Raw genomic sequence first — 25,607 nt, forward strand, 5'->3', positions numbered from 1 at the left:
GCGAAACGCGCACGACACCCGCGCGATGACTGCCATGCCCGCCTTCCCACGCCAAGCGCCGCGATCCGCAAGACGCCGACGAACGGCCTGCGCGCCTGACCTGCGCCGCACCGCGCTCCCGGTGTGACGCACCGGCCCGAAAGCCGCGCGCCAAGCGGCTTCCAGCCCACCGGGGTTTCAAATTGTTGCAAACGTTGCGTGGTCGAAACGTGACTTTTAAGTCTCGAATTGTTAAGGTCCTATTGCGCATTGCAACAAGGCTGTTACTTTTTCAAGACATTGTCGTTATGATGCGTCGCGTGCTCTTTCGGGATCGCGCCGGCGGCGTGCCGAAGCCGCCGCGCCCGGCCGTGACCTGCGCGACCGACGCGATCTCCGCCTGCCGCCGCCCCGGCCCGGCGATGGCCCGCCTCTTGCAGCGAAGCCTGCCGCGGCCCTTGTGTTCAACCCTGCCTGCCACTGGCATCCATGTCCGATACCGTTACCGTGCCGACCACCGTCAACCTTCCGCGCCGCCAGCCGGCGCGCGCCAGCAGCGGCGCCCTGCGCCTGGGCCGGTGGTTGTGCGGCGGACTGCTGGCGGTGTGCGCGCTGGCGGCGCATGCGTTCGACTTCGAGACCGTGGCGGCGCGCGCGCGCCAGCTTGCGGCCACCCCGTACAAGACGCCCGCGCAGAACCTGCCGCGCGAGCTGCGCGAGCTCTCCTACGAGCGCTACCGCGAAATCGAATTCAAGCCCGACCGTCACCTGTGGCGCAACGCCAAGCTGCCGTTCGAGCTGTCCTTCTTCCATGAGGGCATGGTGTTCGACCAGCCGGTGCGCATCAACGAAGTGGTCAGCGGCAGCGTGCGCGAGATCCGCTTCGACCCCTCGGCCTTCAACTACGGCCCGCACAAGCTCGACGCGACCAAGCTCAAGCCGCTCGGCTTCGCGGGCTTTCGCGTGCTGTTTCCGCTGAACCAGCCCAAGGTCAAGGACGAGGTGGTGTCGTTCGTCGGCGCGAGCTATTTCCGCGCGCTCGGCAAGGACCAGTGGTACGGCCTGTCGGCCCGCGGGCTGGCGCTGGACACCGCGCTCAACTCGGGCGAGGAATTCCCGCGCTTCGTCGAATACTGGATCGAGCGCCCGTCGCCGGCGGACAAGCAGCTGACCATCTACGCGCTGATGGATTCGCGCCGCGTGAGCGGAGCCTACCGCATCGTGCTGCGCCCCGGCGCGGAGACGGCGATGGAGGTGAAGTCGCGGCTGTTCCTGCGCGAGCACGTCACCAAGCTTGGCCTGGCGCCGCTGACCAGCATGTACCTGTTCGGCGAGAACCAGCCGTCGCCGGTGCCGGACTACCGGCCCGAGGTGCATGACTCCGACGGCCTGTCGGTCCAGCTCGGCACCGGCGAGTGGCTGTGGCGCCCGCTGGGCAATCCCAAGCGGCTGCTGGTGACGTCGTTCTCGGCCACCAACCCGCAGGGCTTCGGCCTGATGCAGCGCGACCGCAGCTTCGGCAACTACCAGGAGATCGGCGCGTGGTACGAGCGCCGGCCGAGCGCGTGGGTGGAGCCCAAGGGCAACTGGGGCTCGGGCCGCGTGGAGCTGGTGCAGATCCCGACGCCGGACGAGACCAACGACAACATCGTGGCCTACTGGGTGCCGGACAATCCGCCCAAGCCGCGGCAGCCCTTCGATTACGAATACCGCCTGCTGTGGCAGAAGGACAGCGAAAAGCTGCCGCCGCTGTCGTGGGTGACGCAGACGCGGCGAGGCCAGGGCCTGAGCCGCAAGCAGGAGGACACCAGCTTCTCGCTGGCTGTCGATTTCGAAGGCCCTGCCTTCAAGAAACTGGCCGCCGACACCCGCATCGATCCGGTGATCTCGGCCGACAGCAACGGGGAGCTGCTCAGCACTTCGACGCAGCGCAACGAGGCCACCGGCGGCTGGCGCATGACGATGGTCGTGCGCCGCAAGGACGAGACCAAGCCGGTCGAGCTGCGCGGCTATCTTCGCAACGGCAATACAACCCTATCCGAGACGTGGAGCTACATCTTACCCCCAGGCTAAAGCGGCGCGCCGCCCCGGCGGCGGCATGCGAGCGCTATCTCGATCGCGTGCCGGTCTCGCCCGACCAGCGCCGCGAGCTGCTTGGCGAGATCGCCGGCAGCGACGGCGCCGAGCCGGCCATGCAGCAACTGCAGCGCAAGCTCGCAGCGAAGGACTGCGCCAAGGACGGCGCGCAGCCGGCCCCCGGCGGCGCGGCCTACGCCTCGGTCTGGCGCCGCCTCGGCCTCGCCTACGGCGCGCCGCAGGCAGCGGGCGAGCCGCTCATCGCGCGGCGCGAGGACGGCACCGTGCATATCGACACCGGCCCGGCCCCGCGGCGCGCCTCGATGGTGCCGCGCGCGTGGCCGCCCCACATCGTCACCGGCTTCCTGCGCAACCTGGGCCGCCGGCTGTTCGGGCGCCCGCCGGTGCCCGAGACCTGGGACACGCTGCACGACGGCCCCGACGCCGAGGGCAAGTGGCACCCGGCCGGCACGCACCGCCGCTGGGTGCTGCTGGGCCTGGTGGCAGGGCAGACCGCGCTGGCCACCTATTTCATGACGAAGGTGCTGCCGTACCACGGCACCGACCCGCTCGAGATCGCCGTGCTGGCGCTCTTCGCCATCCTGTTCTCGTGGGTGTCGGCCGGGTTCTGGACCGCCATGATGGGCTTCCTGGTGCTGGCCAAGGGTGGCGACCGCCACCTGATCTCGCGCTCCGCGGCGCAGGCCGGGCCCATCGCCGAGCAGGCGCGCACGGCGGTCATCATGCCGATCTGCAACGAGGACGTGACGCGCGTGTTCGCCGGCCTGCGCGCCACCTATGAATCGATGGAGCGCACCGGCGAGCTGGCGCGCTTCGATTTCTTCGTGCTGTCCGACAGCGGCAACCCCGATCTGCGCGCCGCCGAGACCGACGCCTGGATGGAGACCTGCCGCGCCGTCAACGGCTTCGGCCGCATCTTCTATCGCTGGCGCCGCCACCGCGTCAAGCGCAAGACCGGCAACGTGGCGGACTTCTGCCGCCGCTGGGGCAGCGCCTACCGCTACATGGTGGTGCTCGACGCCGACAGCGTGATGAGCGGCGAATGCCTGACCACGCTGGTCAGGCTGATGGAGAGCAACCCCGGCGCCGGCATCATCCAGACCGCGCCGCTGGCGGTCGGGCGCGAGACCATGTACGCGCGCGTGCAGCAGTTCTCCACGCGCGTGTACGGCCCGCTGTTTACCGCCGGCCTGCATTACTGGCAGCTGGGCGAGTCGCACTACTGGGGCCACAACGCCATCATTCGCATCCAGCCGTTCATGGAGCATTGCGCGCTGGCGCCGCTGCCGGGCAAGGGGCCGCTGGCCGGCGAGATCCTCTCGCACGATTTCGTCGAGGCCGCGCTGATGCGCCGCGCCGGCTGGGGCGTGTGGATCGCCTACGACCTGGAAGGCTCCTACGAGGAACTGCCGCCCAACCTGCTCGACGAGGTCAAGCGCGACCGCCGCTGGTGCCAGGGCAACCTGATGAACTTCCGGCTGTGGATGAAGCAGGGCTTCCACGCGGTGCACCGCGCGGTGTTCCTCACCGGCGTGATGGCCTACCTGTCGGCGCCGCTGTGGTTCCTGTTCCTGGTGCTGTCGACGATCATGCTGGCCAAGCACGCGCTGGTGCCGCCCGAGTATTTCACGCAGCCCTACCAGTTCTTCCCGACCTGGCCCGAGTGGCATCCCGAGAAGGCGCTCGCGCTGTTCTCGGCCACGGCGACGCTGCTGTTCCTGCCCAAGGTGGCCAGCGTGCTGCTGCTGATGAAGGACGCGCGCAACTACGGCGGGCCGGGCCGGCTGGTCATGTCGATGCTGATCGAGGTGGTGATGTCGGCGCTGCTGGCGCCGGTGCGCATGCTGTTCCACACCAAGTTCGTGGTGGCGGCCTACAGCGGCTGGGGCATTACCTGGAAGTCGCCCCCGCGCGAGGATGCCGAGACCACCTGGGGCGAGGCGTTCCGCCGCCACGGCCTGCATACGCTGCTCGGCCTGGCGTGGGGCGGACTGGTGCTGTGGATCGATCCGAGCTTCGTCTGGTGGCTGCTGCCGATCGTCGGCGCGCTGGCGCTGTCGATCCCGATGTCGGTGTTCCTGTCGCGCGTGTCGTTCGGCCGCGCGCTGCGCCGCGCCCGGCTGTTCGTCACGCCCGAGGAAGCCCGGCCGCCGCGCGAGATGGTGGCCATGCAGGAGCACGTGGAAGCCGCCGGCGAGCCGCCGGCCTTCATCGACGCGGTGGTGGACCCCGTCACCAACGCCCTGATGTGCGCCACCGGCTCGTCGCGCCTGATCCAGCCCGAGGCCACGCGGCTCGCGCATGCCGCGCTGGTGCAGCAGGCCCTGACCGAGGGGCCCGAGAGCCTGGGCGCCGCGCAGAAGCACCTGCTGCTGGGCGACCCGTTCGCGCTGGCCAGCCTGCATGAGCAGGTGTGGGCCTCGCCGCTGGCGCATGCGAGCTGGAAGGAAACCCGCATCCTGCCGCGGCGCGCGGCCAACGTGGTGCCGCTGCGGCCGCGGCTGGCCTGAGCAGCGCGCGGACGACGGCGCCGGCATTCCTCGCGGGGAATGCCGGCGTTTTTCTTTGTGGGGCAGAGCGCGGAGGGAGGGGAGAGAGGGGGCGGTGTCCCGGACCTCAAGCAGGCTTGTCCGGCGCGATCGCGGGCCGGCGCGCTAGCGCAGTGCCGAGGTGCAGATCGGCGCGTTGATGTAGACATCCCCCACGCGGCGCTCGCCGCGCTCGCCGCGCGTCATGTAGCGGAACATCATGCTCACGCCGAGCTTGGTGAGGATTTCCACGTCGCGGTTGGCGCAGATATTGCGCTGCAGGGGCGCGGCATAGCTGAGCTCGAAGCTGGCGAGGTCCAGCATCGGGCCGCGGTACTTGGTGAGCTCGAGCTGGAACAGCACGTGCTTGCCCGGCACCGACTGGCAGCGGCGCAGGCGCGTCTCGCCGTCGATGTCGATCGGCAGCATGTCGTTGAGCTGGCGGCAGGCGCGCGCCAGGATGTTGTCCGGCCGCGCGGTGTTGCGCAGCAGTTCGGGCACGCCGGCCGCGCCGGTGTTCTGGCCGGTGGCCGCGCCCTTGAGCATCTGGGCCAGCGCGTCGGCTTCGTCGGGCGGTGCCGCAGGAGCGGAGGCGGCGGCTTTGGCGGGCGGCGGGGCCGCGTGCGCGTGCCGCGCCCACGGCAAGCTGGCCGCGCCGGCGGCGGCCAGGGTCAGTAAGGCGGTAAGCAGAGCGTGTCTTGTTCTCATGCAGGAAAACGTTGCCGGAAGCCATGCCGGCAGGCTGGCTTCCGCGGTGCGTCGGGCTGCGTGACCGTCCGCCCCGGGCGGCCGACAGGGTGGCATTGTACCCTTGGCCTTGCCGCGGTTGAAAGCCAGCCCCCCTGATCCACGCCGCGCGGCGGCGCGCCCGGGCGCGGACCTTCGCCGCCGGGCGCGCGCACGCCGCGCGCGCCAGCATCATCCGCGTTTGCCGCCGCGGGTGCGCGGCTTGTTACGCTATGCAACAATTACGCCTTTCGCCTTGTCGTCCCCGCGCGCGCCGCCGGCTGCGCGTCCCCCGTTCCCCAGGATGTTCCGATGAGCCTCTCCGCCCGCGCCCCCCGGGCCGCGCGTTTCCCCCTCTGGCTGCTGGTATGCGCGTCGCTGACCGCGCTGGGGCCGCTGTCCATCGACATGTACCTGCCGAGCTTTCCCGCGCTGGCGGCGGATCTCGGCGTGGACATCGGGCGCGTGCAGCTGACGCTGGGCACCTTCCTGGTGGGGCTGGCGGCGGGGCAGGCTTTCTATGGCCCGATCAGCGACCGCTTCGGGCGCAAGCCGCCGCTCTATGCCGGGCTGGCGCTGTACGCGGCGGCCGCCGCCGGCTGCGCGCTCGCGCGCGACGTCGAGGCGCTGATGCTGTGGCGCTTCCTGCAGGCGCTGGGCGGCTGCGCCGGCATGGTGATGGCGCGCGCGGTGATCCGCGACCGGCTCGAGGCGCACGAGTCCGCGCGCGCCTTTTCCTCGCTGATGCTGGTCATGGGGCTGGCGCCGATCCTGGCGCCGATCATTGGCGGCGCCGTGCTCGGCGTGTTCGGCTGGCGCGCCATCTTCTGGCTGCTGTGCGGCGCCAGCCTGCTGATCCTGCTGGTGGTCCACCGCTATATGGAAGAGTCGCTCGACCACGCCAGCGCCATGCCGCTGCGCCTGGGCCGCGTGCTGTCCAACTATGGCGAGCTGCTGCGCGACCGTGGCTTCGTCGGCTATTCGCTGTCGGCCGGCTGCGCGCAGGCCGGCATGTTCGCGTACATCGCGGGTTCGCCGTTCGTGCTGATCGAGCTGCATGGCATCGCGCCATCGCACTACGGCTTCGTGTTCGGCACCAATGCGCTGGGCCTGATCGCCATGTCGCAGGTCAACGCGCGGCTGGTGCGCAACCGCGCGCTCGACCACGTGCTGCGCGGCGCGCTGCTGGCGCCTTGCGCGGCCGGCGTGATGCTGGCCGCGGTGGCGCTGGCGGGCACGGCGCCGCTGCCGGTGCTGCTGGCGGGGTTCTTCGTGTTCATCGGCAGCCTGGGCTGCATCCTGCCCAATGCGTCGGCGCTGGCGATGGCCCATCAGGGCCACCGGGCCGGCACGGCCTCGGCGCTGATGGGCACGCTGCAGTTTTCGCTCGGCACGCTGGCCGGCGCCGCGGTCAGCGTCTGGCGCGACGGCACCGCGCTGCCGCTCGCCGTGGTCATGGCGGTGTGCGGGATCGGCGCGGTGGGCATGCGCCTGGTCGGCCGCGCCGGCATGCAGGCGCAGCGCCCGGCATGAGCCGGGCCGCGCGGGGTCAGGACACGGCGGCGCCGCTTTGCTGCACGACCACCAGTTGCGCCGGCATCGGCGCGGCGTAGCCGGCTTCGCCGAAGCTCTCGCGGATGACGCGGTTGGTGTCGAAATACACCTGCCAGTAATTGTCGTTATGGCAGTACGGGCGCACCGCCAGGACCGGGCCGACCAGCGTGAACTCCAGGATTTCCACGTCCGGCGCGGGCTCGGCCAGGACGTTGGGCAGCGCGGCCAGGCGTTCCTTGAGCAGCGCGATGGCCGCGGCCGCATCGGTGCTGCCGGCCAGCTGGGCTTTGAGCTCGACGCGGCGGAAGGCGTTGGCGCTGAAGTTCTGGATGGTGTCGGAGAAGATCTTGTTGTTGCCGACCACGGTCAGCACGTTGTCGGGCGTGTCCAGCGTGGTGGCGAACAGGCCGATCTCCCTGACCGTGCCGGTCACGCCGGCCACCGTCACGAAGTCGCCGACCTTGAACGGGCGCAGCACCACCAGGAAGGCGCCCGCGGCGAAGTTGGCCATCAGGCCCGACCACGCCATGCCGACGGCCACGCCGGCCGCCGCGATCAGCGCGGCGAAGGTGGTGGTCTGGATGCCGAAATAACCGAGGATGCCGATCACCAGCACCACGTTCAGCGTGACCGTGACGATCGAGCCGACGTAGCGCAGCAGCGTGGGGTCGACCTTCTGCTTGGCCAGCGAGCCCTGCACCAGGCGCACCACGAAATGGATCAGCCAGCGGCCGATCACCCAGAAGGCCAGGGCGGCAAGCACCTTGACCCCAAACTCCGTCGCGTAGGCGACGACGACTTCCTGTAGCTTCTGCAGCGTGGTGGCATCCATCGCGTTCTCCCTTGCTGGCTCTTGCAGGTTCATGAACACCGAACGTCGTGCGGCGCCGCCCGCGCGCGCCGGCGGCGCGGCGCACGTGCGGGCTACGCATTATTGCGTTGCGGCGAGCGGAAGTTCAAGCACAGAATTGTGGGGCTTGGTGTCTGCCGCGGCGGCCGGCTCACCAGCTGGTTTCGCGCTCCGGCGTGGCCGAGATGCGGTGCAGCGAGAGATCCGCGCCGTTGTATTCCGATTCGGCATCGAGCCGGATGCCGACCACCTTCTTGAGCGTGCCGTAGACCACGGTGCCGCCGACCAGGGCGATGACGATGCCCAGCAGGGTGCCGATCAGTTGCGCGACCAGCGAGACGCCGCCGATGCCGCCCAGCGCGCGCGCGCCGAAGATGCCGGCGGCAATGCCGCCCCACGCGCCGCACAGGCCGTGCAGCGGCCACACGCCCAGCACGTCGTCGATGTGCCATTTGTTCTGCGCCAGCGTAAACAGATAGACGAACAGCACGCCGGCGATGGCGCCGGTGATCAGCGCGCCCAGCGGGTGCATCAGGTCCGAGCCCGCGCACACCGCCACCAGCCCGGCCAGCGGCCCGTTGTAGGCGAAGCCGGGATCGTTGCGGCCCGCGGCCCAGGCCGCCAGCGTGCCGCCGGCCATCGCCATCAGGGAGTTGATCGCCACCAGCCCGCTGATCTTGTCGACGGTCTGCGCGCTCATCACGTTGAAGCCGAACCAGCCCACCGCCAGCACCCAGGCGCCCAGCGCCAGGAACGGGATGTTGGAGGGCGGATGCGCGCTGATGCGGCCATCCTTCTGGTAGCGGCCGCGGCGCGCGCCCAGCAGCAGGATGGCCGGCAGCGCGATCCAGCCGCCCATCGCATGGACCACCACCGAGCCGGCGAAGTCGTGGAACGGGGCGCCGGCCACCGAGGCGATCCAGTCCTGCACGCCGAAGCGGTTGTTCCAGGCGATGCCCTCGAAGAACGGGTAGACCAGGCCGACCAGGACGAAGGTGGCCACCAGTTGCGGGTTGAAACGCGAGCGCTCGGCAATGCCGCCCGAGATAATCGCCGGAATGGCCGCGGCAAATGTCGCCAGGAAGAAGAACTTCACCAGCTCATAACCGCTGCGCTGCGCCAGCGTCTGGGCGCTGGCGAGGAACTCCACGCCATAAGCCACCGTATAGCCGATAAAGAAATAGGCAATCGTGGATATGGCGAAATCCACCAAAATCTTGACCAGCGCATTGACCTGGTTTTTCTTGCGCACCGTGCCGAGCTCAAGAAACGCAAAGCCCGCGTGCATGGCCAGCACCATGATCGCCCCTAACAGGATGAACAGGGCATCGGTGCCGCTCTTCCAATTGTCCATACATTCCTCATGCTCAAAATGGGAGCACCCGTATGCAATAACCGTTCCAGATCGGTCCCATACAGGTGCATGACTGCACCGTCTTGGTGGTTATCGCACTGCTTTGTGGTCGGCGGCGGTGGTTGGGGACTGGCAATGTCGGCCGCGGGCGGGCAGAATGCGCCGTGCCGCGCGCCGGGAGGCGAGCCGGCGGCCCGCGCGGCCTGCGCCAAAATGATGCGGTGCATTGATTTGGGGCGTGTGGATGGCGTCGGTCTGCACCAAAATGAGCGTTGTCGCCATATCGGTGCATGACGGCGTCGGTGGCGCTGCCGGTTCCGACGGGGGCGCCAGGGGGCTTCCGGGCCGCGCGGCGGGGCCGGGCGGCCGGTGCCGGACAGGCTCGCGCGCCGTGCCCGCGGACTTACGCGCGTTCGAATTCGGCTACCCTCACGAACCGTATTTGAAAGCGTGGAAAAGGAGTGTAAATTCCCCGCAAAGGCGCTTGACTCAAGGATTTCCGGCTTTTTTCGTTGCATTGGTGCCACTGGGGATTGCCCAATGCGTAAAGCGCGGATTAGACTGCGCCGATCGGTGATTTGCCGCGTGGCAGACACTCCGATGACGACGACCAACAAGGGAAATCAGCCATGAATAAAGGTGAACTGGTATCTGCCATCGCCGCTGACGCGGAACTGAGCAATGCTGCAGCAGAGCGCGCGCTGAATGCCGCTCTGGACAACATTAAGAAGGCGGTTGCCAAGGGTGATTCGGTAACGCTGGTGGGCTTCGGCAGCTTTGGCTCGGGCAAGCGCGCAGCGCGCACCGGCCGCAACCCGCGTACTGGCGAAACCATCAAGATTCCGGCCGCCAAGACGGTGAAGTTCTCCGCCGGCCAAGGCTTCAAGGACGCTGTGAACAAGAAGAAGTAAGCAGTTCGCGTCTGCAGCGCAGCGGAAATGAGAAGGCGGCCTCGAAAGGCCGCTTTTTTATCGTCCCGCATTCCCATCTCCCGCATCTCATTGCCCGTGTCTCCGGCGGTATCGCCGGCGGCATCGTCCCCGCCCGCGCGGGCGCGGCGGCGCGGCCGTTCCGGGTTACACTGCCGGGCATCGGCGCGGGCCTTCGCGGACCTGCCCGGCAGCCCCCAGAATCCGGATTTTGATCATGAATGACCTGTCCCACCAGCTTTCCATGACCGTGTTGATGACACCGGACATGGCCAACTTCTCCGGCAACGTGCACGGCGGCACCATCCTCAAGTATCTCGACATGGTGGCCTATGCCTGCGCCAGCCGCTACGCGGGGCGCTACGTGGTGACGCTGTCGGTGGACCAGGTGGTGTTCCGCCAGCCGATCCACGTCGGCGAGCTGGTGACGTTCCTGGCGGCGGTCAACTACACGGGCCGCAGCTCGATGGAGATCGGCATCAAGGTGGTGACGGAGAACATCCGCAGCAAGCTGGTGCGCCATACCAACAGCTGCTACTTCACGATGGTGGCGGTGGACGACAACGGCGCCCCGGCCGAGGTGCCGACGCTGCAGCCGCGCGACGAGGTGGAGCGCCAGCGCTTCGCCGCCGCGCAGGCGCGCCGCCAGCTGCGCCAGGAAATGGAAAAACGGCATGACGAGATCACCGGCAAGGCGTCCTGAGACGATGGGCGCGGCCATGCAGACCATGATGAAGCGCAAGCTCGCTTTTGCCCTTGCCGCGCCGGCGCTGCTGGCGCTCGCGCTGCCGGCGCGGGCCGAGGAGATCGGCAGCGTCAGCACCAATTTCCGCATCACGGGCTCCGACAAGGTGGTGATCGAAGCCTATGACGATCCGGTGGTGGCGGGCGTGACCTGCTACGTGTCGCGCGCGCGCACCGGCGGCATCAAGGGATCGCTCGGCATGGCGGAGGACCCGGCCGAAGCCTCGATCGCCTGCCGCCAGGTGGGCCCGATCTCGTTCAAGGAGCCGCTGCGCCAGCAGGACAATGTGTTCTCCGAGCGCATGTCGATCCTGTTCAAGGCGCTGCACGTGGTGCGCACGGTGGACCGCAAGCGCAACACGCTGGTCTACCTCACGTATTCCGACCGCATCGTCTCCGGCAGTCCGCAGAACAGCGTGACCGCGGTGCCGGTGGGGGCGGACACGCCGATTCCGATCAGGTAGAGCCGCCGGGATCCCGCTTCCCGCCATATCCGCATCGTCCAGCATCGTCCACGCATTCCCATCCGGCGGGCCCGGCCCCGGGCCCGGCCCGCTGCAATTCCAATCAAGCATCGGAGAAGACAACATGACTCAGCAAGGCAAGGTGGCGCTGGTGACGGGCGCGGCCCGCGGCATCGGCAAGGCGGTGGCGCAGGCGCTGCTGGCGGCGGGCTACCGCGTGGTGTTCGCCGGCCGCACGGCCGAATCGATCGAGGCGCTGGCCGCGCAGGCGCGCGCGGACGGCCACGTCGCGCTGGCGGTGCAGTGCGACGTGGGCGACCCGGCCTCGGTGGAGCGCCTGTTCGAGACGGTCCGCAAGGAATTCGGCCGGCTCGACGTGCTGTTCAACAACGCCGGCATCAACGCGCCGGCGGTGCCGATCGACGAACTGTCGGTGGAGCAGTGGCTGGCGGTGGTCAACACCAACCTGACCGGCGTGTTCCTGTGCTCGCGCGCGGCCTTCGCGCTGATGAAGTCGCAGAGCCCGCGCGGCGGGCGCATCATCAACAACGGCTCGATCTCGGCGCACGCGCCGCGGCCGAACACGGTGCCGTACACGGCCACCAAGCACGCCATCACCGGCCTGACCAAGAGCCTCTCGCTCGACGGCCGCGCCCACGACATCGCCTGCGGCCAGATCGACATCGGCAACGCCGCCACCGACATGGCCTCGCGCATGGCGCGCGGCGTGCCGCAGGCCAACGGCGAGATCGCGCCGGAGCCGCTCATGGACGTGGCCCACGTGGCCAGCTCCGTGGTCCACATGGCCAACCTGCCGCTCGACGCCAACGTGCAGTTCATGACCGTGATGGCCACCAAGATGCCGTTCGTCGGGCGCGGCTGAGCGGCGCGGCGCGGAACGCGGGGCCGGCACGCAGCCGTGCCGCCGTGGCCGCGTCGGGCCAGCGTCAGGCCGCCGCATCGAACATCTTGCGCAGCGTCGACTTCAGGATCTTGCCGTTGGCGTTGCGCGGCAGCATCTCCGGGCAGAACACGATCCGCACCGGCACCTTGAACGCGGCCAGCCGCTCGCCCACGAAGGCCTGCAGCTCGGCTTCCGTGACCTGCGCGCCGGGCTTCAGCGCGACCACCGCGGCCGGCTCCTCGCCCAGCGTGCGGTGGGCGATGCCGACCAGCGCCGCGTCCATCACCGCGGGGTGGCCGTAGAGCGCGCTTTCGACCTCGATGCAGTAGATGTTTTCGCCGCCGCGGATCAGCATGTCCTTCATGCGGTCCACGATGTACAGAAAACCGTCCTCGTCCAGCCGCGCGATGTCGCCGGTCCGGAGCCAGCCGTCCACGAAGGCCTGCGCGGTGGCCTCGGGCTTGTTCCAGTAGCCGCGCACCACGTTCGCGCCGCGCACCATCAGCTCGCCGGTCTCGCCCGCGGGCAGCGCGCGCCCGCGCCCGTCCACGATCTTCATCTCGCCCACCGGCAGCGCGGGGCCGCTGCTCTCCGGGCGCGCCACGTATTCCTCGGCGCTGTGGCTGGTGAAGGTGGCCGAGGTCTCGGTCATGCCCCAGCCGATGCCCGGCGCCGAATGCGGGAACACCTCGGTGATGCGCCGGACCAGCTCGGCGGAGGCGGGCGCGCCGCCGTAGTTCATGTTCTCCAGCGAGGTCAGGTCGAAGCGCGCGCGCTCGGGATGCTCGATGAGCTGCCACGCGATGGTCGGCACGCCGCCCGCCGCCGTGCAGCGCTCGCGCTCGATCAGCGCCATCGCGCGCAGCGGCTCCCAGCGGCGCATCAGCACGATCTTGCTGCCGTTGGCCAGCGCGCCGTTGAGCGCCGCCATGCAGCCGGTGACGTGGAAGAACGGCACCGACAGCAGCATGCCTTTCTGCGGCGCCAGCGGATCGGGCGCGGGAATCGGCTCGCCGCGGCGCAGGCAGTTGCGCATCGGGCTGAACAGGCCGGCCACCGCCACCGTGGCCGAGTTGCGGTGCGTGCCGAGCGCGCCCTTGGGCTTGCCGGTGGTGCCGGAGGTGTAGAAGATGGTGGCGTCGTCGTCCGGCTCGATGGCGATGTCCGGCACCGGCAGCGCGGGCAGCGCGGCCCACGCATCGGGCGCGCCGAGCAGGCTTTCCAGCGCGGCGATGCGCGCGTCGCCGCGCGCGGCGCCGGCGCGGCTGACGTAGACTTTTTCCAGCGCGGGGCAGCCGGGCAGGTGTTCGAGGATGCGGCCCAGGCGCTCGTCGTCGACGAAGGCGACCCGGCTGCCCGAATCGGCCAGCCCGTATTCGAGCTCGGCGCCGGTCCACCAGGCGTTGAGCGGCGTGATGATGGCGCCGGCCAGCAGCGCGCCGTAGAAGATCACCGGCCATTCGGGCAGGTTGCGCATGGCCAGCGCCACGCGGTCGCCCTTGCGCACGCCGTCGCGGGCCAGCGCGTGCGCCACCGTCAGCGCGGCGCGGCCGAAGGCGTCGTACGAGACCCGTTCGTCCTCATAGACCACGAAGGTCTTGCCGCCCTGCGCGCGGGCGAGCAGGAACAGCTCGCGCAGCGTGGGCGGCGCGTTCCTGAAGATGGTGGTGGGAATGCCGCGGATGACGCGCGTCTCGGTCTCGAACGGAGCGCCGGGCGCGGTGAGGCGGGCATGCGCCTCGGCCAGGCTGATGGCCGGCCAGGACGCGGCCGCTTGCGGTTGGTTCGGCATCGGTGCCTCCCTGACTGCATGGCGGAATGGAGCCCGCCGCCGGCGGACTCCCGAGGGAACAGCGGGAACAGTGGGCGCGCGCGGGCACGGGCGTGCCCGCGCGGCTCAGATCGTCACGCCGCCGTCCACCACCATCGCCTGCCCGGTCATGAAGGTGCTGGCCGCCGAGGCCAGGAACACCGCCGCGCCGGCGATCTCCACCGGCTCGCCGATGCGGCGCAGCGGCGCGCCCTGGGTCGACTGCTTGTAGCGCTCCGGGTCTTCCCACAGCGCGCGCGCGAAGTCGGTCCTGATCAGCCCCGGCGCGATGCAGTTCACGCGCACGTTGTGCGGGCCGAACTCCACCGCGAGGTTGCGCGCGAGCTGGAAGTCGGCCGCCTTCGACACGTTGTACACGCCGATGGTGGGCGAGCCGCGCAGCCCGCCGATCGACGACACGATGATGATGGAGCCGTCGCGGCGCGCGATCATCTGCGGCGCCACCATCTGGATCAGCCAGTGGTTGGAGATGACGTTGTTGTCCAGCACCTTGCGGAACTGCTCGTCGGTGACGCCGCTCATGGGCCCGTAGTAGGGGTTGGAGGCGGCGTTGCAGACCAGCACGTCGATCTTGCCGAAGGCGCGGCTGGTCTCGTCGACCAGCCGCTGCAGGTCTTCCTTGGAGGAGATGTTGGCGGGCACGGCGATGGCGGTGCCGGCGCCATGCCTGCCATTGATGGCGTCGACGACTTCCTGGCAGGCCTCGGCCTTGCGCGAGGAAATCACCACACGGGCGCCCTGTACCGCCATCTGCTCCGCGATGGCGCGGCCGATGCCGCGCGAAGAGCCGGTGACGATGGCAACCTTGCCGGTCAGGTCGAACAATGACATGCGTGTCTCCAGATGTCCGCGTCCTCGCCGCGCGGGACCGGATGTTTTATGAAAAGCGTGATCGGGATGCGGGCGCGGAAGCCAGACCCGCCGGACCTGCCGGCGCGCCGCGCAATGCTACCGCCCGGTAGATTATGGTCGGGCGGCATGGCCCAGTCCACACGCAAAGCGGCGGCCGGCACGGCTTATCAGTGTTTTTTCTGCCGGCAATTCACGCGGTGCATGGCCGTGTTCTGCACAGCGGGAGGCGGTATGCTGGCGGCGCGGCGGCGGCATTGCCCGCGCCGGGGAGATACGCTTCATGCTTTGGCAGATCAGGAACACCGGCGTCGCCCTGCTTGGCGCCATCCACGTACTCGATGCGCCGCTCACGGCGCTGGCGCCGGCGGCGGAACAGGCCTACCGCGCGGCCTCGCGCGTGGTCTTCGAGGTCGCGCTGGACCGCGTGCCGGACGGCGGCGCGGCCTATTTCCCGGAAGGGGACGGCCTCGGCCGGCATCTCGCGCCCGCCGTGCTCGGGCAGGTGCGGGCGCTGTGGCAGGACTTCGGCCTGCCCGCCGCCGAGCTGGAGCGCCTGCGTCCGGTGTTCGCGGCGCTGCACCTGCAGTTCGCGCTGGCGGCGCGGCAGGGCATCGTGGCGCAGCACGGCGTGGACCGCTACCTGTGGATGCGCGCGCGGGCGGACGGCCTGCCCGCCGAGGCGCTCGAAGACGCCGGCGAGGCGCTGCGCCTGCTGCGCGACGTGCCGCTGCACGAGCAGCTCGGCATGCTGGCGTTCTTCGCCGCGCAGCCCGCGCTGGCCGCCGCCGAGCCGGCCGACATGGTGCGCTGGTGGCGCGGTGGGCAGGCCGCGCCGTTCGCCGCGCTGCTGGCGCAGCGGCGCGCGCAGTGGCCGGCCACGCTGGCGGCCCTGGTCGACGCGCGCAACCGGCTGTGGCTGCCGAAGATCCAGGCGCTGATCGCCGCGCGCACGCCGGCGCTGGTGGTGGTCGGCGCGCTGCACCTGGTCGGCGAGACCGGCTTGCCGGCGCTGCTCGCGCAGGCCGGATTCGAGACGCAGCCGGCCGGCGCCTGACACGCGGCCGGCGCTCAGCCGGCGCGCGATGCCGACAACAGCGCCGGCAGCATCGCCTTCAGCGCCTGCGCGTCGGCCGGCTCCAGCGCCAGGCCGAAGCGCCCGGCCAGCAGCGCGATCACATCATCGGGCGCATCGAGCCGTTCGCGCTGCACGCTGCCGTCCGCCGCGCGCACGTGGAACTCGCCGTCGAGCAGGGTGAGCCGCGCCTCGCCCTGCGAGCGCGCCACGGTGAGGCTGTTGCGGAACAGGCTGTCCGGGTGGGTGGCGGTGTACCAGTTGCGCTGCTCGTAGTCGATCTCCTGCTGCGGCGAGAGGTCGAAGCGGTAGAGACGGAACCAGCCCTCGGCGCCGCGCGCTTCCATGTCGTACTGGTGGAAGGCCGCGGGCGCGGCATCCGCCGGGGCCGGGGCCAGCCGGTAGGGGAACGCGGGATCGGCCTCGCCGGCCGGCGGCAGCGGCAGCGCGCGGTACGGCGTGGGGCCGCCGAAGCCCACGTCCACGATATGGCTCAGGTGCGCGGCTTCCACGCGCAGCAGCATGTGCGACTGCATGGTCGGCACCGCGTCCGGCACGTGCCAGCGCACGCGCGCGGCCAGCGCCGTGACGCCGTAGCCGAGCGCGCGCAGCGCGGCGGCCAGCAGGGTGTTGTGCTCGAAGCAATAGCCGCCGCGGCGCCGGCTTACCAGCTTGTCGAACACGGCGTCGATGCCGATGCGCACGGGCCGCCGCAGCAGCACGTCGATGTTCTCGAACGGAATCCGCGCCAGGTGCGCGGCGATCAGGCTGTCGAGCGCGGCGCGGTCGGGGGCCGGCGGATGAGGGTGGCCGATGTGGCAGAGATAGGCTTGCAGGCGCGGGGCGCTCAGCGTGGTCGGCGTGTTCAGTGTGGTCATGGGTATCGTCATGCGAGGTCAGGACAGCGCCAGCAGCGCCGGCACGTCGAGCAGTTCTATATCGGCGTAATGCAGCCGCAGCAGCCCGCGCGCTTCCAGCTCGCGCAGCGCGTGGTTGACGGTCTGGCGCGACAGCCCGAGCATCTGGCCGAGCTGCTCCTGCGGGATGTGCACGGAGCGGCGCCCGCCGGCGGGCAGGTCGCCGTAGGCCTGCGCCATCGCCGCCAGCCGGCGCGCGGTGCGCGCCAGCGGCGGCAGCACCTGGGTCTCTTCCACGTAATGAAAGGCCTCGCGCGTCTTGGCCGCCAGCAGCTTGCCGAACTCGCGCCACCATTGCGGATGCTGCGCCAGCATGGCGTAGAGCTTGTCGCGCGGCAGGTGCAGCACGGTGGCGGCGCTGGTGGCGTGCGCGTCGTGGGTGCGCGCCAGGCCGTCGAACAGGCAGATCTCGCCGAACCACACGCCCGGGACCAGCAGGCCGAGCAGGGCGGCCTTGCCGGCGGCGCTGTGGGCGTCGATCTGCAGCGTGCCGGCGAGCACCGCGAAGATGCCGTCGAAGGCGTCGCCGCGCGCGAACAGCAACTGGCCGGCGGCCAGCCGGCGCGGCGTGGCGTCGCGCAGCAGCGCGTCCTGCATGGCCGCGGGCAGCGCGGCGAACCAGCTTCCCGCGCGCAGCACCGGCAGCGGGTCGGGCGCCTGCGCCGGCTGCGCGCGTGGCGTTGCGGGCATCGTCGTCTCCTGTGTTTTTGTCTGGCCTGGCGGGCTTGGTGTTTTCCCTCTGCCGGGGCGGCCGGGGACTGTCAAAAACCGGACAGACCCGCGTGCCGGCGCCCCTTTACCATACCGCCACATCCGGCCCCATCATAAGCCGCACGGCGAGCGGCGGCATTCGCGGGACGGCAGGAGACACAGTTGAAAACACTGATCGACCACCTCGCGAACTACGCGGCCTACCACCGCGATCCGCGCAATGTGTTCACGCATTTTATCGGCATTCCGATGATCGTCCTGGCCGTGACCACGCTGCTCGCGCGCCCGGCCATGCCGCTCGGCGAGGGCCCGGCCTACCTGACTCCGGCGATGGTGCTGTACGCGCTGTCGTGCCTGTTCTACCTGCGCCTGTCGGCCGGCTTCGGGCTGGCCATGACGGCGATCCTGGCGGGCTTCGTCTATGTGGGCGGCCTGCTGGCGGCGCTGTCCACCGGCGCCTGGCTGGCCTGGGGCATCGGGCTGTTCGTGATCGGCTGGGTGATCCAGTTCGTCGGCCACTATTACGAAGGCCGCAAGCCCGCCTTCGTCGACGACCTGTCCGGCCTGGTGGTGGGGCCGCTGTTCCTGGTGGCCGAGACCGCCTTCGCGCTCGGCCTGGCGCGCGACACGCGCGAGGCCGTCAGCGCCCACGCGCACTGAGCGGACGGCCGCCTACGCGGCCTGCGCCAGCAGCCAGCCGCGCAGCTGCAGCACCTTGTCGTCGGGCGCCAGCCCGCGCCGGTGCGCGAAATAATAAGCCTTGCGGCTTTCGGCCTCGGCCGGCAGCGCGGCCAGCGGCATCACCAGCCGGCCCTGCGCCAGCTCCTCGGCAATCAGGATGCGCGGAATCAGCGCCACGCCCACGCCGGCGGCGGCGGCCTGCGCCAGCATGGTGTAGAGGTCGTAGCGCGGGCCGCGCATGGCCTGCGCCGGCAGCGCCGCGCCCGCCGCCGCCAGCCAGTCGTGCCACGCGCGCAGGCGGGTGGTCAGGTGCAGCAGCGGCAGCGCCAGCAACTGCGCCAGGTCCAGCCGCTTGCGCCGCCCCAGCAGCGACGGGCTGCACACCGGCACCGAGGGGCCTTCCTGCAGGATGCGCTCGCCCTCGGTGCCCGGCCACAATCCCTCGCCGTAGTAGATCGCCGCGTCGAAGGCGGTATCGCTGAGCTCGAATGCCTCGGTGCGCGCCGACAGGTGCAGCGTGAGGTCGGGCAGGGCCTGCGCCAGCTGCGGCAGGCGCGGGATCAGCCACTGGCTGGCGAAGGTCGGGCCGATGGCCAGCTCGATGGCGCGCCCGCGCGGGCGCTGCGCCATCACGTCCAGCGTGACCTGCTCGATCTGGTCCAGCCGTTCGCGCACTTCCTCGGCATAGGTGCTGCCGGCCGGCGTGAGCGCGATGCGCTTGCGGATGCGGTGGAACAGCGGCACGCCCAGGCGCGCCTCGAGCGCGGCGATCTGCCGGCAGACCGCGCTTTCGGTCACGGCCAGCTCGTCGGCGGCGCGGGTGAAGCTGCCCAGCCGCGCGGCGGCCTCGAACATCTGCAGCGCGGTGAGGCTGGGTATGCCTTTGCGCATAGTGCGTTTTTGGAAGGAAGTTGGTGCGAAGTTATCAATTGTACGAAGTCCCGCGCGGTCTCACAATAAGGCCGCCGGGAGGCTCCAGGCTCCCGCCGTCCCCCGAAAACAAACGATTTCCAGCGTATTGACCATGACCAAGCCGAATCTGCAACGCCTGCTCGAAACCATCTGTGGCGAAGCACAGGCAACCGAGTTGCTGCAATTGATGAATGTTTCGCCCGAATTGCTGAACGCTGGCGGCGACACGGCCAGCCGCGCCGAAGTGGCGCAGGCCCTCAACATGGTGCTGTTCGCCGGCATCCTCGAGCGCGTGCCGACCGGCATGGCCTACACCCGCGACGTGATCCGGTCCGGCGGCCGCGTGGTGTTCGACCACGGCGCGCTGCGCACCGTGAAGTGGGACTGCGGCAGCCTGCCCGGCGGCGAGATCGCCTTCACCCGCATCCTGGGGCCGCTGGGCTACCGCCTCAACGGCACCTATCCGCTGGAGCGCATCGGCATGACCGGCCGCTCCTACGCGCACGCCGACCTGCCCGACGACATCGCCCAGTATTTCCTCAGCGAACTGCACCCGGAGCGCTTCAGCGCCGAATTCCAGGCCGCCGTGTCGCGCGTGGTGTCGGGCTCCGCCGACCCGCTGGGCGAGGACGCCGTGGTGCTGCTGGCCGTGCTCGAGCGCGATGCCAGCCTGCCGCTGGCCGACGCCGCGCGCCTGGTGCCGCAACTGGCCGCCTGCTTCGAGCGCCACCACGCCGCGCCGGCGCTGGCCGACTACGAGCTGCTGCTCAAGGAATCGGCCGAGATGGCCTGGATCTCCACCGAGGGCAACGCCTTCAACCACGCCACCGACCGCGTGGCCGACGTGCGCGCCGTGGCCGACGCGCAGCGCGGCCTGGGCCGCCCGATCAAGGACACGGTGGAAGTCTCGCGCTCGGGCCGCGTGCTGCAGACCGCGTTCAAGGCCGATCCGGTCGAGCGCGGTTTCGTCGGCGCGGACGGCGCCATCGTGAAGCGCACCGTGCCGGGCTCGTTCTACGAGTTCATCACGCGCGACTTCGTGCCCGCCACCGAGGGCACCGCCGGCACGCTGGACCTGTCCTTCGATGCCGGCAACGCGCAGGGCATCTTCAAGATGACCGCGGCCTCGGCCTGCTGAAGCCGGCGCGCCGGCTTCAGGGCTGGCCCGCCGGCAGCGTCAGGCGGGCCAGCAGCCCGCCCAGCTCGCCGCGGCCCAGTTCCAGGCCGCCGTCGTAGAGCGCGGCCATCTCGCTGACGATGGCCAGCCCCAGGCCGCTGCCGGCGGCGGTTTCGTCGAGCCGCGCGAAGCGGGCCGTGGCCAGCTCGCGCGCCGCCTCCGGCATGCCGGGGCCATCGTCCTCCACCCGCACTTCCAGCATTTCCCCGCGTTCGGCCAGCGTCACGCGCACGCGCGAGGCGGCCCACTGGCAGGCATTGTCGAGCAGGTTGCCGAGGATCTCGATCAGGTCCTGGCGGTCGCCGGCAAAGTGTCCTTCCCCTTCCACCTCGATGGCGATCGCGCGCCCGGCATGCAGGCGGGCCAGCGCGCGCGCCAGCTCGGCCGCAGCCGGGCCGGCCTCGATGCGCGCGCCGCGCGCGCTGGCGGCGCCGGCCGCGCGCGCGCGCGCCAGGTGGCGGTCCACCTGGCGGCGCATGGCCTCGACCTGCGCGGCGGCGGCGCGCGCGGCGTCGCCGGGCAGCCGGGCGGCCTCGTTGGCGAGGATGGCCAGCGGCGTCTTGACCGCGTGGGCAAGGTCGGCGGCCTGCCGGCGCGAGCGCGCCAGCGCGTCGGCATTGCGCGCCAGCAGGCTGTTGATCTCGCTGACCAGCGGCACCACTTCGGCCGGCCACGTGCCGCCCAGCCGGCTTTCGCGGCGCGCCTGCATCGCCGCCAGCGCCTGGCGCAGCCGCGCCAGCGGCGCCAGCCCGAACTTCACCTGCGCCGCCACCGCCAGCAGCAGCCCGGCGCCGAGCGCCGTGAGCGACCACGCCAGCAGCCGGTTGAACGCCTGGCGCGCGGCGCGCAGCTCGGTGCGGTCGAGCGCCACCGAGAGCGTCACCGGCGCATCGGCCGAGGCCAGCACGATCGGCCGCGACACCACCAGCAGCGACTGGCCGTTGGGCCCGGGGCGCACCTCGGCGTGGCTGCCGGCGACCCGGCTGTCCACCGTGGCGGGCATGTCCGCGTCCCACAGCGAGCGCGAGCGCAGCGTGCTGCCGCCGCCTTGCGCCTGCCAGTAGGCGCCGGAGTAGGGCAGCTCGTAGCGCGGGTCGGCCGGCGCGCGCGTCAGCGCGAGCTTGCCGTCGGCGCTCCAGTCCAGCGCGGCGGCGAGGCTGGCGAGCTGGTTGTCGAGCTGGCGCACGTAGGTCTGGTTGACGTGGCGGGCGAACAGCGTGGACAGCAGCCAGCCGGTGCCGCCGAGCGCGGCGGCCAGCCAGATGGCCGCCACCGCGAGCAGGCGCAGCGCGAGCGACTGGCGCATGGCTCAGTCTCCTGCCGGCGCGGGCGGCGGGCGCAGCCGGTAGCCCTGGCCGCGCACGGTCTCGATCACGTCCACGCCGAGCTTGCGCCGCAGGCGGCCGACGAAGACCTCGATGGTGTTGCTGTCGCGGTCGAAATCCTGCGCGTAGATATGCCCGGTCAGGGTGGCCTTGCTGACGATGGCGCCCGGGTGGTGCATCAGGTAGTCCAGCACCTTGAACTCGTGCGCGGTCAGCACCACGGCCGCGCCGTCCACCGTGGCCATGCCGGTGCGCGGGTTCAGCCGCAGCGGACCGCAGGCCAGCTCCGGCGCCGGCATGCCGTGGGCGCGCCGGATCAGCGCGCGGATGCGCGCCAGCAATTCTTCCATGCGGAACGGCTTGGCGAGGTAGTCGTCGGCGCCGGCGTCGATGCCTTCGACCTTGTCGGTCCAGCTGTCGCGCGCGGTCAGGATCAGCACCGGCACGTTGACCTGCGCCGCGCGCCAGCGGCGCAGCACGGACAGGCCGTCCAGCCCGGGCAGGCCGAGGTCGAGCACCACGGCGTCGTAGGGCTCGGTGGCGCCGAGGTGGCAGCCGTCGATGCCGTCGGCGGCGGTGTCGACCGCGTAGCCGGCGTCGGCCAGGCTGGCGTGGACCTGGGCGGCGAGCGTGGCTTCGTCTTCCACCAGAAGGATGCGCATGCGGGGTTCAGGGTTTCTTGCGGGCCTGGTCGAGATCGCGCCCCTTGGCCTTGAGCAGGGCCGCGGTGCGGGCATCGTATTCGAGCTTGGCGACCGCGCCGGTGGGCAGCAGCAGCTTGACCTCGTACTGCCAGAGGCCGTCGTCGTGGTCGAGCTTGACGCCGATCACGTCGCCGGCGTACTGCGCCGCGACCGTCTCCAGGATGCGGGTGAGGGGCAGGATCTCGCCCGACTGCACCGCGGCGCGCGCGCGGTCGGCGTCCTTGTCGGCATGCGCGGGCGCCGCGGCGCACAGCAGCGACAGCGCGGCCAGCAGCGGCAGCGGGTAGCGAAAACGGCAGCGGGGGCGGCGGGCGGCGGGGTCTGTCTTCATCGGGCGCATGGTGGACGCATGGTGCGCGGGCTTGGCTGAACAGAGGCTGAACGCGGCGCTCAGGCGCGGTTCAGGGAGTGCTCGCCACAATCGGCGCCTTCGTCGTTGCCGCCTTTCCGGGAGCCTGCCATGCCAGACCTTCGCGTCTCCAATGATAGTCCTTCGCGCCGCCGGTCCGGCGCGGCGCGGCGCGCGCTGCTGCTGGCCGGCGCGGTCGCGGCGGTGCTGCTCGGCGTGATCGCGCTGTTCTGGCCGCACGCCGGCGCGCGCGCCGTGCTGCACGAGTGGAAGCACCTCGACGGCGGGCTGCTGATGATCGCGCTCGGCGCGCTGCTGCTCGGGCCGGTGTTCGCGTTCGGACTCGACGCATGACTAGGACGTTGCTGATTTTTTCCGCCGCCGGTGCCGCGCGCGAGCGCGCCTCGCGTTCCCCGTTTTCGTGTTTACCCCTTGTTTTCAGGGGCCAAAGCGGTGCGCGCTGCTGCTTCCACGCGACACAACGGCGCACCACGACAGGAAAAAACCCGGAAAAACCCGGGGAAAACCCCGCTTTTTGCATCGACAAGCACGAAAACCCCTTGACGTGCGCTCGTTTCCGCTATGATTCAGTCGGTGTCGCGCGCCGACAGCCGGCTGGTCAAGAACCAGCGCGGCATCGGGTGCCACATCCCGTGCGACATCCTTCTGTTCAACTCATATTTATCGATATGGCGACCAAAGCGAATCCGACCGCGAAGACTGCAACCAAGACCGCTGCCAAGAAGGCACCGGCAACCAAAGCACCCGTAAAGGCTGCTGCCAAGAAGGCCGCGCCGGCCAAGAAGGCTGCTCCCGCTGCTGCGGTAACACCGAAGCCGCTGAAGGAAACCTTCAACAAGTCGAGCCTGGTCGCTCACCTGGTAGCCCAGACCCAGCTGGAAGCCAAGGCCGTGAAGACGGTGCTGGCCCATCTGGAAAACACCATCGTCAGCGCGCTGCACAAGAAGGGCGCCGGCGAATTCACGCTGCCCGGCCTGATGAAGGTCACGGCGCAACAAGTGCCGGCCAAGAAGAAGCGCTTCGGCAAGGACCCGTTCTCCGGTGAAGAGCGCTGGTTCCCGGCCAAGCCCGCGAGCGTCAAGGTCAAGGTGCGCCCGCTGAAGAAGCTGAAGGACGCGGCCGCCGCCTGACCGGCGACTGTGCCGGGCTTCCACGGGGAAGCTTGAATGCAGCTTGAGAGAAGGAGCCGCTTGCCGGCTCCTTTTTCTTTGCAGCGCCGCCCGCGGGGCCGCCATGCGCGGCATCCGGCGAGGCAACCGCCGCCATGCCGGATTCGCGCGGAACGGCGATAATCGCGGGGCCGCCGGCCCGGGGCCGGCACCTAGGAGCATCCATGTTTTCTCGTCGTTACGGCGCGGTGTGGTTGTCCGCGCTGGCCTTGCTCGCCTGCGCGGTCCTCGCCGTGGCCCACCGCATCTCGCCGGGCTGGCTCGCCGTGCCGGTCGCGCTGCTGCTGGTCGGCCTGCGCGACATCGGCCAGTCGCGCCACTCCATCCTGCGCAACTACCCGATCTGGGGCCACCTGCGTTTCTTCTTCGAATTCATCCGCCCGGAAATCCGCCAGTACTTCATCGAGGACGACACGCACGAGATGCCGTTCTCGCGCCAGCAGCGCAGCCTGGTCTACCAGCGCGCCAAGAACGAGGTCGACAGCCGGCCCTTCGGCACCGAGATCGACGTGCGCCTGGCGGGCCACGAATGGATCAGCCACTCGCTCGCGCCCACCCGCATCCCGTCGGCCGACTTCCGCATCACCGTCGGCGAGGGCCGCGCCCAGCCGTACTCGCTGTCGGTGTTCAACGTGTCGGCGATGAGCTTCGGCGCGCTGTCCGGCAATGCGATCCGCTCGCTCAACCGCGGCGCCAAGATCGGCGGCTTCATCCACGACACCGGCGAAGGCTCGATCTCGCCCTACCACCGCGCCGAGGGCGGCGACCTGATCTGGGAAGTGGCCTCGGGCTATTTCGGCTGCCGCCGCGCCGACGGCCGCTTCGATCCCGACAAGTTCGCCGAGCAGGCCCGCTCGCCGCAGGTCAAGATGATCGAGGTCAAGCTCTCGCAAGGCGCCAAGCCCGGCCACGGCGGCGTGCTGCCGGCGGCCAAGGTGACGCCCGAGATCGCCGCCACGCGCGGCATCGGCATGGGCGAGGACTGCATCTCGCCGGCCACCCACAGCGAGTTCTCCACGCCGCTGGGCCTGCTGCAGTTCGTCGAGCGCCTGCGCGACCTGTCGGGCGGCAAGCCTACCGGCTTCAAGCTCTGCATCGGCCATCCGTGGGAATTCTTCGGCATCGTCAAGGCCATGCTCGAATCCGGCATCCTGCCCGACTTCATCGTGGTCGACGGCGCCGAAGGCGGCACCGGCGCGGCGCCGCTGGAATTCGTCGATCACATCGGCGTGCCGCTGCAGGAAGGCTTGCTGCTGGTCCACAACACGCTGGTCGGCGCAAACCTGCGCGACAAGATCCGCATCGGCGCGAGCGGCAAGATCATCACCGCCTTCGACGTGGCGCGCACGCTCGCCACCGGCGCCGACTGGTGCAACTCCGCGCGCGGCTTCATGTTCGCGCTGGGCTGCGTGCAGGCGCAGAAATGCCACACCGACCGCTGCCCGGTCGGCGTGGCCACCCAGGACCCGGTGCGCCAGCGCGCCATCGTGGTGCCGGACAAGGCCCAGCGCGTGGCCAACTTCCACCGCCAGACCCTGCACGCGCTGCAGGAACTGCTGCAGGCGGCCGGCCTGCAGCATCCGGGCGACCTCGAGCCGCACCACATCGTGCGCCGCATCTCGCCCAACGAGGTGCGGCTGATGTCCGAGCTGCTCAAGTTCCTCGCGCCGGGCGACCTGCTCAACGGCAACTTCCGCTACCAGCTCTACGAGAAATACTGGCCGCTGGCGCGCGCGGACAGCTTCGCGCTGTAGGCC

The 25,607-nt window shown here is 70.3% G+C and carries 24 protein-coding genes; 13 read left to right on the top strand and 11 right to left on the bottom strand.

Annotated elements, in window-relative coordinates:
* The first annotated feature begins 468 nt into the window (after positions 1–468).
* Positions 469–2,052, top strand: a complete 1,584-nt coding sequence (locus KF708C_RS09595) for a glucan biosynthesis protein G (protein ID WP_020202822.1) — start codon at positions 469–471, stop codon at positions 2,050–2,052.
* Positions 2,025–4,586 (top strand): glucans biosynthesis glucosyltransferase MdoH, encoded by a 2,562-nt coding sequence (mdoH, locus tag KF708C_RS09600; RefSeq protein WP_082079482.1) that lies wholly within the window; start codon positions 2,025–2,027, stop codon positions 4,584–4,586. Before KF708C_RS09595 ends, mdoH begins: the two co-directional genes overlap by 28 nt.
* 144 nt (positions 4,587–4,730) lie before the next feature.
* Here the strand turns inward: mdoH and KF708C_RS09605 are convergent, their stop codons facing one another.
* Positions 4,731–5,312, bottom strand: coding sequence for a hypothetical protein (locus KF708C_RS09605; RefSeq protein WP_059411594.1), 582 nt, complete (start codon positions 5,310–5,312; stop codon positions 4,731–4,733).
* 330 nt (positions 5,313–5,642) lie between these two features.
* On the opposite strand from KF708C_RS09605, the gene KF708C_RS09610 reads away from it, so the two are divergent.
* The gene (locus KF708C_RS09610; RefSeq protein ID WP_020202819.1) at positions 5,643–6,863 is read left to right on the top strand and encodes a Bcr/CflA family multidrug efflux MFS transporter; all 1,221 of its coding nucleotides are present in this window, start codon (positions 5,643–5,645) and stop codon (positions 6,861–6,863) included.
* A gap of 16 nt (positions 6,864–6,879) precedes the next feature.
* Here KF708C_RS09610 and KF708C_RS09615 read toward each other — a convergent pair whose 3' ends face one another.
* Together KF708C_RS09615 and KF708C_RS09620 are read right to left on the bottom strand one after the other, a co-directional pair.
* Positions 6,880–7,716, bottom strand: a complete 837-nt coding sequence (locus KF708C_RS09615) for a mechanosensitive ion channel family protein (RefSeq protein ID WP_059411595.1) — start codon at positions 7,714–7,716, stop codon at positions 6,880–6,882.
* A gap of 169 nt (positions 7,717–7,885) precedes the next feature.
* A complete protein-coding gene (locus tag KF708C_RS09620; protein ID WP_020202817.1) occupies positions 7,886–9,088 on the bottom strand; it encodes an ammonium transporter in 1,203 nt (400 codons plus the stop codon).
* A gap of 629 nt (positions 9,089–9,717) precedes the next feature.
* On the opposite strand from KF708C_RS09620, the gene KF708C_RS09625 reads away from it, so the two are divergent.
* The 4 genes from KF708C_RS09625 to KF708C_RS09640 all read left to right on the top strand — a co-directional run bounded on the left by KF708C_RS09625 (position 9,718) and on the right by KF708C_RS09640 (position 12,108).
* Positions 9,718–9,999, top strand: coding sequence for an HU family DNA-binding protein (locus KF708C_RS09625; RefSeq protein ID WP_020202816.1), 282 nt, complete (start codon positions 9,718–9,720; stop codon positions 9,997–9,999).
* Between the two features lie 235 nt (positions 10,000–10,234).
* Positions 10,235–10,720 carry an acyl-CoA thioesterase gene (locus KF708C_RS09630; RefSeq protein WP_029043566.1) on the top strand — a complete coding sequence of 162 codons (486 nt, stop codon included), beginning with the start codon at positions 10,235–10,237 and terminating at the stop codon, positions 10,718–10,720.
* 28 nt (positions 10,721–10,748) lie between these two features.
* Positions 10,749–11,225 (top strand): CreA family protein, encoded by a 477-nt coding sequence (locus tag KF708C_RS09635; protein WP_059411862.1) that lies wholly within the window; start codon positions 10,749–10,751, stop codon positions 11,223–11,225.
* 124 nt (positions 11,226–11,349) lie between these two features.
* Positions 11,350–12,108 (top strand): SDR family oxidoreductase, encoded by a 759-nt coding sequence (locus KF708C_RS09640; RefSeq protein WP_059411596.1) that lies wholly within the window; start codon positions 11,350–11,352, stop codon positions 12,106–12,108.
* A gap of 64 nt (positions 12,109–12,172) precedes the next feature.
* Here KF708C_RS09640 and KF708C_RS09645 read toward each other — a convergent pair whose 3' ends face one another.
* Together KF708C_RS09645 and KF708C_RS09650 are read right to left on the bottom strand one after the other, a co-directional pair.
* The gene (locus KF708C_RS09645) at positions 12,173–13,921 is read right to left on the bottom strand and encodes a class I adenylate-forming enzyme family protein (RefSeq protein WP_059411597.1); all 1,749 of its coding nucleotides are present in this window, start codon (positions 13,919–13,921) and stop codon (positions 12,173–12,175) included.
* 105 nt (positions 13,922–14,026) lie between these two features.
* Entirely contained in the window at positions 14,027–14,791 is a 765-nt protein-coding gene (locus KF708C_RS09650) for an SDR family oxidoreductase (RefSeq protein WP_020202811.1), read from the bottom strand.
* 301 nt (positions 14,792–15,092) lie between these two features.
* On the opposite strand from KF708C_RS09650, the gene KF708C_RS09655 reads away from it, so the two are divergent.
* On the top strand, positions 15,093–15,866 hold the full coding sequence (locus KF708C_RS09655) for a TraB/GumN family protein (RefSeq protein WP_059411598.1): 774 nt from the start codon (positions 15,093–15,095) through the stop codon (positions 15,864–15,866).
* A 14-nt stretch (positions 15,867–15,880) separates the two neighbouring features.
* On the opposite strand, the gene KF708C_RS09660 is transcribed toward KF708C_RS09655, so the two are convergent.
* Positions 15,881–16,762, bottom strand: coding sequence for an arylamine N-acetyltransferase family protein (locus tag KF708C_RS09660; RefSeq protein ID WP_059411599.1), 882 nt, complete (start codon positions 16,760–16,762; stop codon positions 15,881–15,883).
* Positions 16,763–16,780: 18 nt separating this feature from the next.
* Positions 16,781–17,491: a Crp/Fnr family transcriptional regulator gene (locus KF708C_RS09665; RefSeq protein WP_082079483.1), complete on the bottom strand. Its 711-nt coding sequence runs from the start codon at positions 17,489–17,491 to the stop codon at positions 16,781–16,783.
* 183 nt (positions 17,492–17,674) lie between these two features.
* Between KF708C_RS09665 and KF708C_RS09670 the strand changes: the two genes are divergently transcribed.
* Complete coding sequence (locus KF708C_RS09670) at positions 17,675–18,172, top strand: Mpo1 family 2-hydroxy fatty acid dioxygenase (RefSeq protein WP_020202807.1); 498 nt, start codon at positions 17,675–17,677, stop codon at positions 18,170–18,172.
* Between the two features lie 12 nt (positions 18,173–18,184).
* On the opposite strand, the gene KF708C_RS09675 is transcribed toward KF708C_RS09670, so the two are convergent.
* Complete coding sequence (locus KF708C_RS09675) at positions 18,185–19,084, bottom strand: LysR substrate-binding domain-containing protein (RefSeq protein ID WP_020202806.1); 900 nt, start codon at positions 19,082–19,084, stop codon at positions 18,185–18,187.
* Between the two features lie 208 nt (positions 19,085–19,292).
* On the opposite strand from KF708C_RS09675, the gene KF708C_RS09680 reads away from it, so the two are divergent.
* Positions 19,293–20,243, top strand: a complete 951-nt coding sequence (locus KF708C_RS09680; protein ID WP_231586447.1) for a DUF1338 domain-containing protein — start codon at positions 19,293–19,295, stop codon at positions 20,241–20,243.
* 16 nt (positions 20,244–20,259) lie between these two features.
* On the opposite strand, the gene KF708C_RS09685 is transcribed toward KF708C_RS09680, so the two are convergent.
* From KF708C_RS09685 to KF708C_RS09695, 3 genes are read right to left on the bottom strand one after another with little or no spacing between them, the layout of a single operon-like run.
* Entirely contained in the window at positions 20,260–21,588 is a 1,329-nt protein-coding gene (locus KF708C_RS09685; RefSeq protein ID WP_059411601.1) for a sensor histidine kinase, read from the bottom strand.
* Between the two features lie 3 nt (positions 21,589–21,591).
* A complete protein-coding gene (locus KF708C_RS09690) occupies positions 21,592–22,269 on the bottom strand; it encodes a response regulator transcription factor (RefSeq protein WP_059411602.1) in 678 nt (225 codons plus the stop codon).
* Positions 22,270–22,276: 7 nt separating this feature from the next.
* Complete coding sequence (locus tag KF708C_RS09695) at positions 22,277–22,642, bottom strand: PepSY domain-containing protein (RefSeq protein WP_063922984.1); 366 nt, start codon at positions 22,640–22,642, stop codon at positions 22,277–22,279.
* Between the two features lie 129 nt (positions 22,643–22,771).
* Between KF708C_RS09695 and KF708C_RS09700 the strand changes: the two genes are divergently transcribed.
* The 3 genes from KF708C_RS09700 (at position 22,772) to KF708C_RS09710 (ending at position 25,604) form a co-directional block, all read left to right on the top strand.
* Positions 22,772–23,014 (top strand): hypothetical protein, encoded by a 243-nt coding sequence (locus tag KF708C_RS09700; protein ID WP_059411603.1) that lies wholly within the window; start codon positions 22,772–22,774, stop codon positions 23,012–23,014.
* A 335-nt stretch (positions 23,015–23,349) separates the two neighbouring features.
* Positions 23,350–23,811, top strand: coding sequence for an HU family DNA-binding protein (locus KF708C_RS09705; protein ID WP_029044185.1), 462 nt, complete (start codon positions 23,350–23,352; stop codon positions 23,809–23,811).
* A 203-nt stretch (positions 23,812–24,014) separates the two neighbouring features.
* Positions 24,015–25,604, top strand: coding sequence for an FMN-binding glutamate synthase family protein (locus KF708C_RS09710; RefSeq protein ID WP_059411604.1), 1,590 nt, complete (start codon positions 24,015–24,017; stop codon positions 25,602–25,604).
* The last annotated feature ends 3 nt before the right edge of the window (positions 25,605–25,607 follow it).

Origin of the sequence: Cupriavidus basilensis (genome assembly GCF_000876015.1) — a bacterium.
GTDB lineage: Bacteria > Pseudomonadota > Gammaproteobacteria > Burkholderiales > Burkholderiaceae > Cupriavidus > Cupriavidus basilensis_B.